Raw genomic sequence first — 13690 nt, 5'->3', positions numbered from 1 at the left:
TCACGGCGCGGCGTAGTCCACCGCCACCACCACGAAGCTGTGGCGGCCGCCGGGCAGCTGTGCTTCCACTTCGTCGTCGACGCGCTTCTTCAGCAGCGCACGCGCCAGCGGCGAATCGATGCTGATCCAGCCGCGCGCCGCGTCGGTCTCGTCCGGGCCGACGATGCGGTAGCGGCGCAGTTCGCCGCTGTCGGCATCCTCCAGTTCGATGTGCGCGCCGAAGAACACCGCCTGCGGGTCGGACGGCGCCTCGGCGACCACGCGCAGCGCTTCCAGGCGCTTGCTCAGGTAGCGCACGCGGCGGTCGATCTCGCCCAGTTGCTTCTTGCGGTAGGTGTACTCGGCGTTCTCCGAGCGATCGCCCTCGGCCGCGGCCGCGGCCAGCGCCTTGACCACCTCGGGCCGGCGCACCCGCCACAGTTCCTCCAGCTCGGCCTTGAGCCGGGCATGGCCTTCCGGGGTGATCAGGGCGGTGCTTTTTTCGGCAGGGGGACGCCAGCGGCTCATCGGTGCGACTGCGGTGGAACGGGGTGGCGATGCTAGCGCGTGCCTGCGGCTTGCGCACCCGCAGGCGATGGCCGAAGCTGGCGCCGCCCCGCACATGGACGTTCTTCGATGTTGATCCTGCCGCTGCACAAGCCGCTGTCGCGGGACAATTTTCCGGTGGTCACGCTGCTGCTGATCCTGCTCAACATCGCGGTGTACGCGGGCTGGCAGCGCCACGACGCGGCGCCGCTGCGGCAGGCGCAGCGCTACTACCTGGACTCCGGTCTCGGTGCGCTGGAAGCGCCGGCCTACGCGCGCCATCTGGAACGCAGCGGTCAGCGCGATGCGTTGGCGCAACTGCAGCAGGTGCCGGCGGCGGAGCGGCCGGCCTTCGTCGGCGCCGCCACCGTGCACGACGTGCGCTTCGTGCAGGCCATGCGCGACGGCAGCGCCTTCGCCGATGCCGATGCCGATGCACAGCAGGCGTGGACGCCGCTGCGCGCGCATTACGACGCGCTGCTGCAGCGCGTGTTCACCCTGCGCCATGTGCAGCGCAGCTCGGAATGGGCACCGGCGCGCATGCTCAGCGCGGCGTTCCTCCACGCCGACGCCATGCACCTGCTCGGCAACATGCTGTTCCTGCTGGCGCTGGGCACGCTGCTGGAAGGCGCGATCGGCGGCTGGCGGTTCCTGGCGGTGTACCTGCTCGGTGCGTTCGGCGCCAGCGCGGCCAGCCTGTGCTGGCGTTGGGGCGAGGCCGGGGCCGGTCTCGGCGCGTCCGGGGCCATCGCCGCGCTGATGGGCGCGTTCTGCGTGGTGTGGGGCCGGCGTCCGGTGCGCTTCTTCTATTGGGTGGCGGTGCTGTTCGACTACGTGCGTGCGCCGGCCATCGTGCTGTTGCCGCTGTGGCTGGGCTGGGAGCTGTACAACCTGCTGTTCAACGGCGATGCCGGCATCGGCTTCGACGCACATGCCGGTGGGTTGGTGGTCGGCGCGCTGCTCGGTGCGGTGCTGGTGGCGACCGGGCAGACGCGCGAGGCGTTCCTGCGCGATGAGGACGGGCCACCGGCCGACGACCGCTGGGACCGCGCGCAGGCGCATCTGGGGCGGATGGAGCACGTCCAGGCCGGCGCATTGCTGGACGCGTTGGCGGCGGAGGCGCCGCAGCGCTTCGATGTGGCACTGGCGCGCTACCGCCTGGCCGCCAATGCCGGCCAGGCCGCGACAGCGCGGGCACGGGCGCTGGAGCTGTTGCGCCTGTCGGCGGCATCAGCCCAGGAAGCGCGGCAGCAGGCGGGAGTGCTGCACGCGGCCGGCGATCTGGATGCACCGATGCGTGCGGCGTTGTTCGTGCGTTGGATGGCGCTGGGAATGCTGGTCGAGGCCGAGACGCTGCTGGCGCAGGATGCGGTCTCGCCACGCGAGCAGCAGGCGCAGGCCTGGTTCCGGCTGGCGCTGGGCCACGGCGAACGCCAGGCTACAACGGAGTGGCGGCGCGTGCTGGAGGCGCTGGTCGCGCGGTATCCGGATCTGCCGCAGGCGGACAAGGCGCGGTTCCTGCTCGCCAATGCGTGAGGGCGCGGCCCGGTACCGAAGCGGGGCATGTTGGTGCGCCCCGCACCGTGCGCGACGCGCGCTAGACCGGCGCGATCGTCACCGCGCGCAACGCCGCCTGCAGCTTGCCGCGCTGCACCTCGTCGTCGCAGCGGCTCAGCGCGTGTTCCAGCAGGCCGCGCGCCTGCGCGTCCTCGCCGAAGCGTTCGGCCAGCAGCAGGGCGGCCTGCAGCGACCAGGTGCTGTGTTCCGGTGCCTTCGGCCAGGCATGCAGCGCGGCCTGCAGGCCGTCGGCGGCGAGCCGGAACTGGCCGGCCAGCTGCGCGCGTTCGGCCAGCAGCGTGGCCTGTTCCGGCAGCAGCGGCACGAAGTCGGGATCGGCATCCAGCGCCTCGCGCTGCAGGGCCAGTGCCCGCCGTTCCTGCTTCTCCTGCAGCAGCCGGTGGATGTACTGGCGGGTGTGCTCGCGGCGTTCGTCCTGGCGCGCACTGCCGCGCAGCAGACGCTGGTACAGCTCGTGCACGCCCAGGCTCACCGCGCGGGTGCGCACTTCGCTGCGCAGCACCTGCAGCGCGTCGTCGGTATGGCCGTCGCGTACCAGCTGTTCGGCCTCGTCGAGTACGCGCTGGTCCGGGTCGTGGCGGGTGAAGCCGCTCGCGGCGTCGGCGGCAGGTTCGTAGCCCAGCACGGCGTGATACTGGTAGACCAGATAGCCCATCAGGTGGAAGGCGGCGAACAGGCCCCAGATCGTCACCACGGTGACCGCCAGGTCGGCGACCAGTGGCGGCAGGACGCGCTGCAGCCAGGCGGCGGCACCCAGCGCGCTCGCCTGGATCACGAACAGCAGGCCGAACGCGGCCAGGTACGGCCAGCCGATGCGCAGCGCCAGGCCGATCGACACCGCCGGGTTCAGCGCGCGGCGCAGGCTGCCGTCCATCGCCAGGGAAATCAGGATGCCCGGCTGCAGCAGCACCACCGCCAGCAGCATCAGCAGGCCGCCGACCGGCCCGGTCAGCAGCAGCGCGGCGAACACCGCCACGCCGAGCAGGATCATCATCGCCAGCAGCCGCAGCACCACGCCGTCGCCGATGTCGAAGCCACGTTCCGGCGCGTCCAGGTAGCCATCGGCGGTGTGCCGCAGGATCTCGAAGGCGTACTTGTAGATGGCCAGGGTGGTGACGATGCCCAGGATCCAGCCGATGCCGGGCAGCATGCCCAGCAGGCTGCACAGGGTCAGCGCGATCAGCGCGTACAGCGCGCCGCCGCGCAGCGGATACAGCGCGATGGCGCGGGTGCGCGCCCAGAACGGTTCGGGTGTGCTGCGGTGTACGCGGCTCGCGCCCGCGCGACGACGGTCTTCCATGACGCCCCCTGTCTACGAAGTGTGACGATTGTGCGGGTCGGCTGCGGCGCACGCAATCGGGCGCCTGGCTGGGGGGCGGCAGCGCAATGCGGACGGCGGCACCGAGGGAGTGTGGTCGGTTGCGCAAAGCGCACCCCGTGCCGGCGCGCAGGGGTGCGTGCTGGCTACACTGCCCGGTCGAACGGCGGCAGAGGTGTGGCGGGTGCCGCGCCTGCGGCCTGCCGTGTCCCTTGTCCCTTGGAGTTTCGCTTGGACCCTTCGTTCGTTTCCGGCAACCCGCGCGTGCGCGTCACCAACATCGAAGTGCTGTCGGACAACTGGTACGTGCTGCGCAAGGTCAGCTTCGATTTCCAGCGCCACGACGGCAGCTGGCAGGCGCTCACGCGCGAGGCCTACGACCGCGGCAACGGCGCGACCATCCTGCTGTACAGCCGCGCCAAGCGCACGGTGATGCTGACCCGCCAGTTCCGTCTGCCGACCCTGCTCAACGGCAACCCCGACGGCATGCTGATCGAGGCCTGCGCCGGCCTGCTTGATCGCCACGATCCGGAGACCTGCATCCGCAAGGAGACCGAAGAGGAGACCGGCTACCGGATCGAGAACGTGCGCAAGGTGTTCGAGGCGTTCATGAGCCCCGGCTCGGTGACCGAGCGGCTGTACTTCTTCGTGGGCGAGTATGTCGATCGCGACAAGGTCGGTGCCGGCGGTGGCGTGGCCGCAGAGGGCGAAGAGATCGAAGTGCTGGAGCTGGCGCTCGATGCGGCGCTGGCGATGATCGACACCGGCGAGATCGCCGACGCCAAGACCATCATGCTGCTGCAGTACGCCAAGCTGCACGGTTTGCTGGCCTAGCGTCGCTTTATCGGTTCTTGTCTCTGCGGGTGGCATCGCCAGGATCGAAGGCCGCGCCTAACAGCGCATCCAGCGTTCTGAACGCTGCGCCTGTCGATCGCTGGTGACGACGGTGTGCGGCAGGCATGCTCAGGTGTCAGCGATGACCCATTGCACGTCCGGCACCCACGCCTGCCGCCATCGGGCCATTTTTGCCTCGGCGTCCAGCCATTGTGGGGACACCGGTGCTGCGGCCCCCAACGCCGGCGTCTTGTTCAGACAGCCGGCATTGACGGCACCGTAAAGCCGCCCCTGATGCTCGAACGTGACCGCGACCAGCACCCCGCACTGGCGGCACAGCTGGAATTGCGCGGCCTCCGCACCCTGGCGATAACGATGCACGGCCTCGGCATGCGTGGCCGTCAGTCGCAGCGTGCCGGCGGGATCGGAAACGTAGGCCGCACCATGCTTCTGGCAGAAGCTGCAGTCGCAGGCGCGCGGACGGATGTCCTCGGCCGGTTGATCCGTCGAGAACGCGACGGTCAGGCAGCCGCAGTGGCAGCTTCCCTGGAGCGTTGTCGGCTTGTCTTGCCGCGACATCATTGAAAGGCGCTCATCGCGTTCCTGTCCATGCTGGAGCTTCCTTTGGCGTCGGCCTCGCTCAGCGCTTGCCGCCGAAGATACTGCCGAAGATGCCGCGCACGATCTGCTGGCCGATGCGGTTGCCGATGGTGCGCGAGGTCTGCTTGGCCATCGCCTCGAGCATGCCCTGGCGGCGCTTGGTGCCGAACACCGCGTCCTTGACCGCCTGGCCGAAGCCGCTGTCCTGCGCTTCGTCCTGTTCGCGGGTGCGTGCCGGCGGCGCGGCGCTGTGGTCGGCGCTCTGCTCGACCCGGCGCGCCAGCAGTTCCGCCGCCGATTCGCGATTGACCGGCGTGTCGTAGCGGCCGCCGACCGGGCTGCCGGCGCGCACCTGCGCGCGCTCGGCGTCGGTGATCGCGCCCATGCGGCAGCGCGGCGGGGCGATCAGGGTCTGCTGCACCGGTGCCGGCACGCCCTTGTCCTGCAGCGTGGACACCAGCGCCTCGCCGGTGCCGAGCTGGGAGATGGCCTTGGCCACGTCCAGCTTGGGATTGGCCACGAAGGTTTCGGCGGCGGTACGCACCGCCTTCTGGTCGCGCGGCGTGTAGGCGCGCAGCGCGTGCTGCACGCGGTTGCCGAGCTGGCCGAGGATGCTGTCGGGCACGTCGTCCGGGAACTGCGAGCAGAAGTACACGCCCACGCCCTTGGAGCGGATCAGCCGCACCACCTGCTCGATGCGCTGCACCAGCGCCGGCGGCGCATCGTCGAACAGCAGGTGCGCCTCGTCGAACACGAACACCAGTTTCGGCTTGTCCAGGTCGCCCACTTCCGGCAGCCGCTCGAACAGTTCCGACAGCAGCCACAGCAGGAAGGTCGAGTACAGGCGCGGCTTGAGCACCAGTTGCGCGGCGGCGAGGATCCCGATCACGCCGCGACCGTCGTGGTCGACCCGCATCAGCTCGGCCAGGTCCAGCGCCGGTTCGCCGAAGAAGCCTTCGCCGCCGTCCTGGGCCAGGCGCAGCAGCGCACGCTGGATCGCCGCCACCGACTGCGCGCTGACCAGACCGTACTCGGTGGAGATGTCCTTGCGCTCTTCCACCACCAGCGCCAGCAGCGCGCGCAGGTCGTCCAGGTCGAGCAGCAGCAGGCCGCGGTCGTCGGCCAGCTTGAACACGATGTCGAGCACGCCGGCCTGGGTGTCGTTGAGTTCCAGCACGCGCGCCAGCAGGGTGGGGCCCATCTCGCTGACGGTGGTGCGCACCGGATGGCCGAGCTTGCCGTACAGATCCCAGAACAGCACCGGATTGGCCGCAGGGGCGTAGTCGGCCACGCCGATCTCCCTGGCGCGCTGCAGCACCTTCTCGCTGCCGTCGCCGGGCATCGCCAGACCGGCCACGTCGCCCTTCACGTCGGCCAGGAACACCGGCACGCCGATGCGCGAAAAGCCTTCGGCCAGCGTCATCAGGGTCACGGTCTTGCCGGTGCCGGTGGCGCCGGCGACCAGGCCGTGGCGGTTGCCCAGGCGCGGTTGCAGCAGCACTGCGATGTCGTCGGTCACGCCTTTGCCTAGCAGGATCGGGTCCATATCGGGGTCCGCAATGAGATGCCCGGATTCTAGAACGTACGCGGCGTGGCCGAACGCGTGCGAGCCACCGCGGGCGCGCTGCGCCGGCTTGCAACTGCCGGTACTCCCGGCCAGCCGCGGTCTTTGCGAGGTGTGGTCGTTCGCGGGTGCGGCACCGCGTGGCGGACGACATCGGTGGCGCGGGAGCCAGCGCGCGGTAGTTGTGTTGCGGTGCGGGATGGCCGCCAGCGATGAACCCTGGCCCCGCCGCGGGCCGGACCCTGGCCGCCGCGACCTTGCCGCGATGCGACGGCGGGGGCTACCCTGCGGCCTTTCCGTCGCCGCGTCCCACCATGCCCCTTCCGTTCCGCTTCACCCACGCGTGGCCCGTCGCGGCTGCCGTGGCGCTGACCTGCACCGCTCCTGCCGCCCAAGCCCGCGTGTCCGCCCGCGACCAGGCCGCCATCGCCGTCCTCGACCAGCGCCTGGCCGCCGCCGAGAAGCGCTACAACGACGCCCTGGTGCTGGTCGGCAACAGCGACCCCAAGGGCACCCAGGAAAGCGACGCCGCGCTGGAGGACATCGAGGACGTGATCCAGGCCTGCATCAAGCAGCGCGGCTGCGAGGTGGGCACCTATCTGGGGGCGTACAAGCGCCTGCTGAAAGCCAAGGCCGACGCGCAGGGCCAGGCCAGCGACACCGATGCCGCCGCCGACGACTCGGCGCCGCTGCAGGCCGACCCCGACCACATCAGTCCGCTCGCCGCCGATGTGCCGGAAGCCGCGCGTGCGGCGCGCCTGCTCAACGACAAGCGCCACGCCTTCGATTCGATGGTGGAGTACAACCCGGCGGTGCAGGCCGGCATCCGCCGCTGGCTCACCGACATGCGGCCGGCACTGATGAGCAGCTACGAGAACTACCAGAACCTGCGCGCGGTCATGTGGCCGGAATGGGAGAAGCGCGGCCTGCCGGAAGCGCTGCTGTTCGGCATCATCGCCAAGGAATCCAACGGCCGCGTGCACGCCAATTCGCGGGTGGGCGCCGCCGGGCTGATGCAGTTCATGCCGGCCACCGGGCGCCGCTTCGGCCTTGGCCCGGACGGTACCGGCTTCGACACCCGCTACGACGCGCGCAGCGCCGCCGAGGCCAGCGCGGTCTACATCAACGAGCGCATGGCCGAACTCAATCGCAGCGTCGAACTGGCGCTGGCCGGCTACAACGGCGGCGAAGGCCGCGCCGCGCGCGTGTTCAACCAGATGCCCGGCCGCAGTTTCTGGGACGCGTCGGTGTACAACCAGTTCCCGGCCGAGACCAAGGACTACGTGCCGATGGTGATCGCCGCGGCGTGGATCTTCCTGCACCCGCAGCAGTACGGCGTGGCCTTCCCCAAGATCAATGCGCAGCCGGCCACGCTGCGCCTGGCCAAGTCCACCACCATCTACGAACTGACCATCTGCCTGGGCAGCGACGGTACCCGGGACGGCTACATGCGCGCGCTGCGCAACCTCAACCCGCGCTACGAGCCGGACGGCTGGATCCCGGCCGGGGTGACCATCAACGCCACCACCAAGATCGTCGGCCTGTACAACCGCTACTGCGTCAGCGGCCCACGCGCCGACCTGGCGCGCGCGCTGATCACCGCCGACGTCACCTCCGCCGTGCGCAGCGGCAGCCCGGCGCCGGCCGCCGACCTTACCGGCAATGTCGCGGTGGGCGACGTCAGCCCGGTCGCCGGCGTGCCGACCACGGTGGCCACCGGCCGTCCCGCGCCGGCCAAGCCCAAGCAGAAGCAGGTGCGCAACTACCGCGTGGCCAAGGGCGACACCCTGGGCCGGATTTCCGACCGCCACGACTGCGACCTGAAGGAGCTGGCCAAGGCGAATGGCTTGCGTGCGCCGGGTTATGCGCTGAAGCCGGGGCAGTCGCTGAAGCTGGTGGGCTGCGAGAAGTAGGGCGCTGTCGCTCCCTTCTCCCTCCGGGACCATGGCCCCCTTTTCGGGGGAAGGTGGCGCGCAGCGCCGGATGAGGGTGCGGCTGCCGCAGTGTTGGGCGCGTGGCTTTTCGGTCATCCATCGCGGACGGACCGTCTGTCACCGTCCATGCGTCGGGACTGAATTCCCTCCCACAGTGTGTGCCGTTGTATCTCGCGGGTCGCTAGCTGAAGCTCCGGCCGCGAGACCCGAGCGCGGCCCATCCCTTCTCCCCTGGGACCATGGCCCCCTTTTCGGGGGAAGGTGGCGCGTAAGCGCCGGATGAGGGTGCGGCTGCCGCGGTGTTGTGTGTGCGGCTTTTCGGTCATCCATTGCGGGTTGGTGGTCTGTCACCTTCCATGCGTCGGGACTGAAGTCCCTCCCACAGTGGGGCCATTGCATCTCGCGGGTCGCTGGCATGAACGTCGACCGCGAGATCCAAGCGCGATCCCCATCCCTTCTCCCCTCGGGACCATGGCCCCTTTTCGGGGGAAGGTGGCGCGTAGCGCCGGATGAGGGTACGGCGGCCGCAGTGCTGGCGCGTGTGGCTTTTCATCTACCCATTGCAAGCCCGGGTTCTCTCACCGCCAGCGCGTCGGGGCTGAAGTCCCTCCCACAAGGGTGTCTCTACACAAAGGGCCGCAGCGCGGCCTGCGCACCTCAGCGCACCAGCCGCGCCAGTGCCTGCCCCAGCCGCACCGGCGATTCCGCCTTCAGCGTCGGGTCGAACGCGGCCACGCCGGGCGGCAGCAGCACGATCACCGTGGAGCCGTAGTTGAAGCGCGCCATCTCCTCGAACCGCTGCAGGGTAATCCCCTTGCCGCGCCAGTCCTTGCGGGTGATGCGGTCGGCGTAGCGCGGGATCTCCACGCCGCTCCACACCGTTTCCACGCCGGACACCAGCAGCGCGCCGACCATCACCGAGACCATCGGGCCGAAGTCGGTGTCGAAATGGCAGGCCAGGCGCTCGTTGCGCGCGAACAGGCGCGGCACGGTGCGCACCGCGTCGGTGCCGACGCTGAACAGCCGCCCCGGCACGTGCACGGTTTCGCGCAGGGTGCCGGTCCAGGGCATGTGCACGCGGTGGTAGTCGCGCGGCGACAGGTACACGGTGGCATACAGGCCATTGGCGAATGGGGCCGCGGCGGCGTCGTCGCCGAGCAGTTCGGCGGCGGTGAACGACTGCCCCTTGGCCTGGAAGATGCGCCCATCCTCGATCCGGCCGAGCTGGCTGATGCGGCCGTCGGCCGGCATCAGCAGCGCCTGCGGATCGGGATCGGCGACGCGCGCGCCCGGCTTCAGCGCGCGGGTGAAGAAGGCATTGAAGGTCGGGTAAGCGGTCGCATCCGGCTGCGCGGCCTCGCTCAGGTCCACGCCGAAGCGGCGCACCACCGTGTCGATCAGCCACTGCTTGAGCCCGGGCCGCGACGAATAGGCCAGGCGCCGCGCCAGCGAGGACAGCAGCCGGTGCGGCAGCACGTAGGTCAGGCGGGTGGTCAGGCTCATGGGGCGGTGGCCTTGGTCAGGGCCTGCAGGTCGCCGGCGATCGCGGCGGCATCGAACGGCGGGCGGATCAGCCCGGCCTGGCGGCCCTGCGGGTCGAGCACCGCGATCGCGGCGGAGTGGTCCATGCTGTAGTCGTTCGGGTTCTCGGCGTAATGCTTGCCGGGCACCTTCTGGAACACGAAGCCCAGCGCGGTGGCGAAGCGCTCCAGCTCGGGCACGTCGGCGGTGGCGGCGATGGTGTCCTTGTGGAAGGCGTGGGCGTACTCGCCCAGTCGCGGCAGGGTGTCGCGCTGCGGGTCGACCGAGACGAACAGCACGCGCGGGCGCAGCGTGTCCGGCAAGGTCTCCCATTGCTTCTGCGCGCGCGCCAGGTCGGCCAGGGTGGTCGGGCACACGTCCGGGCAGGCGGTGAAGCCCAGGAACACCAGGGTCCAGTGGCCCTTGAGCTCGCCCGGCACCAGCGGCGTGCCGTCGGTCTGGCGCAGGTGGAAGTCGGGCAGGGGGCGCGGCTGCGGGTACATGCGCACCGTGCGGGTCTCCGGCCAGGCCGGGGCGGCGCTGCCGCCGAAGTACTTCTGGGCCAGCAGCAGCCCCAGGCCGGCGGCCAGGGCAACCACCAGGACGATGCCGAAGGTGCGGTTGAACATACTGATTTCCCATGCAACGAACGCTCATCATAGCGGCCGGGCCTCTATAATCGGGGGCCGAATTGCCTTGCCTGTTGCCATGACTGCCGACGCGGCCGCCGAACTCCACACGATCATCGACCTGATCCGCTACGGCACCAGCCGTTTCAACGCCGCCGGGCTGAGCTTCGGCCACAGCTACGACAACGCCCTGGACGAGGCCACGCAACTGGTGCTGCACGCGCTGCACCTGCCGCACGACCTTGGCCCGGCTTACGGCAGCGCGCGGGTCACCACGCCGGAGAAGGCGCAGGTGCTGGCGCTGTTCGAGCGCCGCATCGCCGAGCGCATCCCCGCCGCCTACCTCACCGGCGAGGCCTGGTTCGCCGGGCTCAGCTTCAAGAGCGATGCGCGCGCGCTGGTGCCGCGCTCGCCGATCGCCGAACTGATCGAGGCCGGCTTCGAGCCGTGGCTGGCCGGACGCCCGGTCGAGCGCGCGCTGGACCTGTGCACCGGCTCGGGCTGCATCGCCATCGCCATGGCCCACTACAACCCGAACTGGCAGGTGGACGCGGTCGACATCAGCGACGACGCGCTGAGCCTGGCCGCCGAGAACAAGGAACGGCTGCTCGCCGACAACGTCGAACTGGTCAAGTCCGACCTGTTCGCCGGGCTGGGCGGGCGCCGCTACGAACTGATCGTCACCAATCCGCCCTACGTCACCCACGCCGAGACCGACGCGCTGCCGCCGGAATACGCGCACGAGCCGGAGCTGGGCCTGCGCGCGGGCGACGACGGGCTGGACCTGGCGCTGAAGATCCTGCGCGACGCACCGGCGCACCTGAGCGAGGACGGTCTGCTGATCTGCGAAGTCGGCGAGTCCGAGCGCGCACTGGCGCAGTTGCTGCCGGAAGTGGACTTCGCCTGGGTCGAGTTCAAGGTCGGGCAGATGGGCATCTTCGCGGTGGAGCGCAGCGAATTGATCGCGCACCACGCGCGCATCGCCTCGCTGGCCGCGGAACGGTGACGCAAGCGACATGAGCGCGAACAGTTTCGGCAAGCTGCTGACCGTCACCACCTTCGGCGAATCGCACGGGCCGGCGATCGGCTGCGTGGTCGATGGCTGCCCCCCGGGGCTGGAACTGGACGCCAGCGAATTCGCCCACGACCTGCAGCGCCGCGCCACCGGCAAGAGCCGGCACACCTCGGCGCGACGCGAAGCCGATGAGATCGAGATCCTGTCCGGGGTCTACGATGGCCGCACCACCGGCACTCCGATCGGCCTGCTGATCCGCAACACCGACCAGCGCAGCAAGGACTACACCGACATCGCCCGGCAGTTCCGCCCGGGCCATGCCGACTACAGCTATTGGCAGAAGTACGGCATCCGCGATCCGCGTGGCGGCGGGCGCTCGTCGGCGCGCGAGACCACCATGCGCGTGGCCGCCGGCGTGATCGCCAAGAAGTGGCTGGCGCAGCGCTACGGCGTGCGCGTGCGCGGCTACCTGTCGCAGCTCGGGCCGCTGCTGCCGCAGGGCTTCGCCTGGGACGCGGTGGAGGACAACGCGTTCTTCTGGCCGCATGCGCCGCAGGTGCCGGAGCTGGAGGCGTACATGGATGCGCTGCGCAAGTCCGGCGATTCGATCGGCGCGCGGGTCACCGTGGTCGCCGACGGGGTGCCGGCGGGCTGGGGCGAGCCGATCTACGGCAAGCTCGACGGCGAACTGGCCGCGGCGATGATGAGCATCAATGCGGTCAAGGGCGTGGAGATCGGCGACGGCTTCGCCGCGGTGACCCAGAAGGGCACCGAGCACCGCGACCTGATCGCGCCGGACGGCTTCCAGTCCAACCACGCCGGCGGCGTGCTCGGCGGCATCGCCACCGGCCAGCCGGTCGTCGTCTCGGTGGCGTTCAAGCCCACCTCCAGCCTGCGCCTGCCCGGCGCCACGGTGGATGTGGACGGGCAGGCGGTGGACGTGATCACCACCGGCCGCCACGACCCCTGCGTCGGCATCCGCGCCACCCCGATCGCCGAGGCGATGATGGCGCTGGTGCTGATGGACCAGGCGCTGCGCCACCGCGCGCAATGCGGCGACGTCGGCACGGTGACCCCGCGCATCCCCGGCGGTGGCGATGGCTGAGTCGCGGCCGCGGGTGTGGGTCAGCCAGCCGCTGTTCGACGATGTCGTCGCACGGCTGGGCGAGTATTGCGCGCTGACCACCACCGCGGACGTGACCAGGTATTCGCCGCAGGACCTGGCGCAGGCGCTGGCGCCGCTGGATGGCGCCCTGGTCACCCTCAACGAACGCATCGGCACCGCCGAGATCGCCGGCGCGCCGCGGCTGCGCGCCATCGCCAACGTCGGCGTCGGCTACAACAATCTGGACCTGGACGCGCTCAGCGCGGCCGGCATCGTCGCCACCAACACCCCTGACGTGCTCACCGAGACCACCGCCGATCTCGGCTTCGCCCTGCTGATGGCCGCCGCGCGCCGCGTCGGCGAGGCCGAGCGCTGGCTGCGTGCGGGGCAGTGGCAGCAGTGGTCGTTCCAGACCATGCTCGGCGCCGATGTCCACGGCAGCACGCTCGGCATCCTCGGCATGGGCCGCATCGGCCAGGCCATCGCGCGCCGCGCCGCCGGCTTCTCGATGCGTGTGCTGTACCACAACCGCAGCCGCCTGCCGGCCGAGGTGGAGCGCGCGCATCGCGCCGAGTACGTCGGCTTCGACGACCTGCTGGCGCGCGCCGACCACCTGCTGCTGGTGCTGCCGTACAGCGCGCAGTCGCACCACGTCATCGACGCCGCCGCGCTGGCGAAGATGCGGCCGACCGCGACGCTGGTGAACATCGCCCGCGGTGGCCTGGTCGATGAAGTCGCACTGGCCGACGCGCTGGCCAACGGGCGTCTGGCCGCGGCCGGACTCGACGTGTTCGAAGGCGAGCCGGCGATCCGTCCGGAGCTGCTGGCGCTGCGCAACGTGGTGCTGACCCCGCATATCGGCAGCGCCAGCGTGGCCACGCGCCGCGCAATGGTGTCGCTGGCGGTGGACAACCTGCTTGCCGCGCTGGGCATCGGCGCCGACGCCGGGCGCCCGCCCAACGCGCTGAACCTGGACGCGATTGCCGCGGCCGGCGGCGCGCGGGCGATTGCGGACAAAAAACGATAGGGAGCCTGCGGCGCCGCGCGCGACGCGCACGGCAGGTTCC

Annotated in this window: 12 protein-coding genes; 6 read left to right on the top strand and 6 right to left on the bottom strand. The window is 70.5% G+C overall.

What is annotated here, in order from left to right; translation table 11 throughout:
• The gene (gene greB / locus CEK66_RS04655; RefSeq protein ID WP_017911327.1) at window positions 1-507 is read right to left on the bottom strand and encodes a transcription elongation factor GreB; all 507 of its coding nucleotides are present in this window, start codon (window positions 505-507) and stop codon (window positions 1-3) included.
• Between the two features lie 108 nt (window positions 508-615).
• On the opposite strand from greB, the gene CEK66_RS04650 reads away from it, so the two are divergent.
• Window positions 616-2061, top strand: a complete 1446-nt coding sequence (locus tag CEK66_RS04650; RefSeq protein WP_152236091.1) for a rhomboid family intramembrane serine protease — start codon at window positions 616-618, stop codon at window positions 2059-2061.
• A 61-nt stretch (window positions 2062-2122) separates the two neighbouring features.
• Here the strand turns inward: CEK66_RS04650 and CEK66_RS04645 are convergent, their stop codons facing one another.
• The gene (locus tag CEK66_RS04645; protein ID WP_152236090.1) at window positions 2123-3403 is read right to left on the bottom strand and encodes a hypothetical protein; all 1281 of its coding nucleotides are present in this window, start codon (window positions 3401-3403) and stop codon (window positions 2123-2125) included.
• 249 nt (window positions 3404-3652) lie between these two features.
• Here CEK66_RS04645 and nudK point away from each other — a divergent pair, with 249 nt between their 5' ends.
• Window positions 3653-4255, top strand: a complete 603-nt coding sequence (gene nudK, locus CEK66_RS04640) for a GDP-mannose pyrophosphatase NudK (protein ID WP_017915167.1) — start codon at window positions 3653-3655, stop codon at window positions 4253-4255.
• Window positions 4256-4384: 129 nt separating this feature from the next.
• On the opposite strand, the gene CEK66_RS04635 is transcribed toward nudK, so the two are convergent.
• A complete protein-coding gene (locus CEK66_RS04635) occupies window positions 4385-4837 on the bottom strand; it encodes a GFA family protein (RefSeq protein WP_152236089.1) in 453 nt (150 codons plus the stop codon).
• Between the two features lie 58 nt (window positions 4838-4895).
• Window positions 4896-6401, bottom strand: a complete 1506-nt coding sequence (locus tag CEK66_RS04630; protein ID WP_017909109.1) for a helicase HerA-like domain-containing protein — start codon at window positions 6399-6401, stop codon at window positions 4896-4898.
• A 332-nt stretch (window positions 6402-6733) separates the two neighbouring features.
• Here CEK66_RS04630 and CEK66_RS04625 point away from each other — a divergent pair, with 332 nt between their 5' ends.
• The gene (locus CEK66_RS04625) at window positions 6734-8332 is read left to right on the top strand and encodes a transglycosylase SLT domain-containing protein (RefSeq protein ID WP_152236088.1); all 1599 of its coding nucleotides are present in this window, start codon (window positions 6734-6736) and stop codon (window positions 8330-8332) included.
• A gap of 678 nt (window positions 8333-9010) precedes the next feature.
• Here CEK66_RS04625 and asd read toward each other — a convergent pair.
• Both asd and CEK66_RS04615 read right to left on the bottom strand, forming a co-directional pair.
• Window positions 9011-9856 carry an archaetidylserine decarboxylase gene (gene asd / locus CEK66_RS04620; protein WP_152236087.1) on the bottom strand — a complete coding sequence of 282 codons (846 nt, stop codon included), beginning with the start codon at window positions 9854-9856 and terminating at the stop codon, window positions 9011-9013.
• Window positions 9853-10503: an SCO family protein gene (locus CEK66_RS04615; protein ID WP_152236086.1), complete on the bottom strand. Its 651-nt coding sequence runs from the start codon at window positions 10501-10503 to the stop codon at window positions 9853-9855. The genes asd and CEK66_RS04615 overlap by 4 nt, the downstream gene beginning before the upstream one ends.
• Window positions 10504-10582: 79 nt before the next feature.
• Here CEK66_RS04615 and prmB point away from each other — a divergent pair, with 79 nt between their 5' ends.
• The 3 genes from prmB to CEK66_RS04600 are packed head-to-tail and all read left to right on the top strand — an operon-like array spanning window position 10583 to window position 13650.
• Entirely contained in the window at window positions 10583-11509 is a 927-nt protein-coding gene (gene prmB / locus CEK66_RS04610) for a 50S ribosomal protein L3 N(5)-glutamine methyltransferase (protein WP_152236085.1), read from the top strand.
• A gap of 10 nt (window positions 11510-11519) precedes the next feature.
• On the top strand, window positions 11520-12623 hold the full coding sequence (gene aroC / locus CEK66_RS04605) for a chorismate synthase (protein ID WP_152236084.1): 1104 nt from the start codon (window positions 11520-11522) through the stop codon (window positions 12621-12623).
• Complete coding sequence (locus tag CEK66_RS04600; RefSeq protein WP_152236083.1) at window positions 12616-13650, top strand: D-glycerate dehydrogenase; 1035 nt, start codon at window positions 12616-12618, stop codon at window positions 13648-13650. Before aroC ends, CEK66_RS04600 begins: the two co-directional genes overlap by 8 nt.
• Window positions 13651-13690 lie beyond the last annotated feature (40 nt).

It is taken from the genome of Xanthomonas sp. LMG 12460 (genome assembly GCF_009192895.1).
Classification (GTDB): Bacteria; Pseudomonadota; Gammaproteobacteria; order Xanthomonadales; family Xanthomonadaceae; genus Xanthomonas_A; species Xanthomonas_A sontii.
The sequence above is the reverse complement of the archived record's forward strand: the minus strand, read 5'-3'. Positions and strand labels throughout refer to the sequence as shown.

What these genes read in the sequence shown, in the direction of transcription:
- aroC (WP_152236084.1), top strand. Translation starts at nt 11,520, where the DNA reads ATGAGCGCGAACAGTTTCGGCAAGCTGCTGACCGTCACCACCTTCGGC.
- CEK66_RS04645 (WP_152236090.1), bottom strand. Translation starts at nt 3,403, where the DNA reads ATGGAAGACCGTCGTCGCGCGGGCGCGAGCCGCGTACACCGCAGCACA.
- CEK66_RS04635 (WP_152236089.1), bottom strand. Translation starts at nt 4,837, where the DNA reads ATGATGTCGCGGCAAGACAAGCCGACAACGCTCCAGGGAAGCTGCCAC.
- CEK66_RS04630 (WP_017909109.1), bottom strand. Translation starts at nt 6,401, where the DNA reads ATGGACCCGATCCTGCTAGGCAAAGGCGTGACCGACGACATCGCAGTG.
- greB (WP_017911327.1), bottom strand. Translation starts at nt 507, where the DNA reads ATGAGCCGCTGGCGTCCCCCTGCCGAAAAAAGCACCGCCCTGATCACC.
- asd (WP_152236087.1), bottom strand. Translation starts at nt 9,856, where the DNA reads ATGAGCCTGACCACCCGCCTGACCTACGTGCTGCCGCACCGGCTGCTG.
- CEK66_RS04615 (WP_152236086.1), bottom strand. Translation starts at nt 10,503, where the DNA reads ATGTTCAACCGCACCTTCGGCATCGTCCTGGTGGTTGCCCTGGCCGCC.
- CEK66_RS04650 (WP_152236091.1), top strand. Translation starts at nt 616, where the DNA reads ATGTTGATCCTGCCGCTGCACAAGCCGCTGTCGCGGGACAATTTTCCG.
- CEK66_RS04625 (WP_152236088.1), top strand. Translation starts at nt 6,734, where the DNA reads ATGCCCCTTCCGTTCCGCTTCACCCACGCGTGGCCCGTCGCGGCTGCC.
- CEK66_RS04600 (WP_152236083.1), top strand. Translation starts at nt 12,616, where the DNA reads ATGGCTGAGTCGCGGCCGCGGGTGTGGGTCAGCCAGCCGCTGTTCGAC.
- prmB (WP_152236085.1), top strand. Translation starts at nt 10,583, where the DNA reads ATGACTGCCGACGCGGCCGCCGAACTCCACACGATCATCGACCTGATC.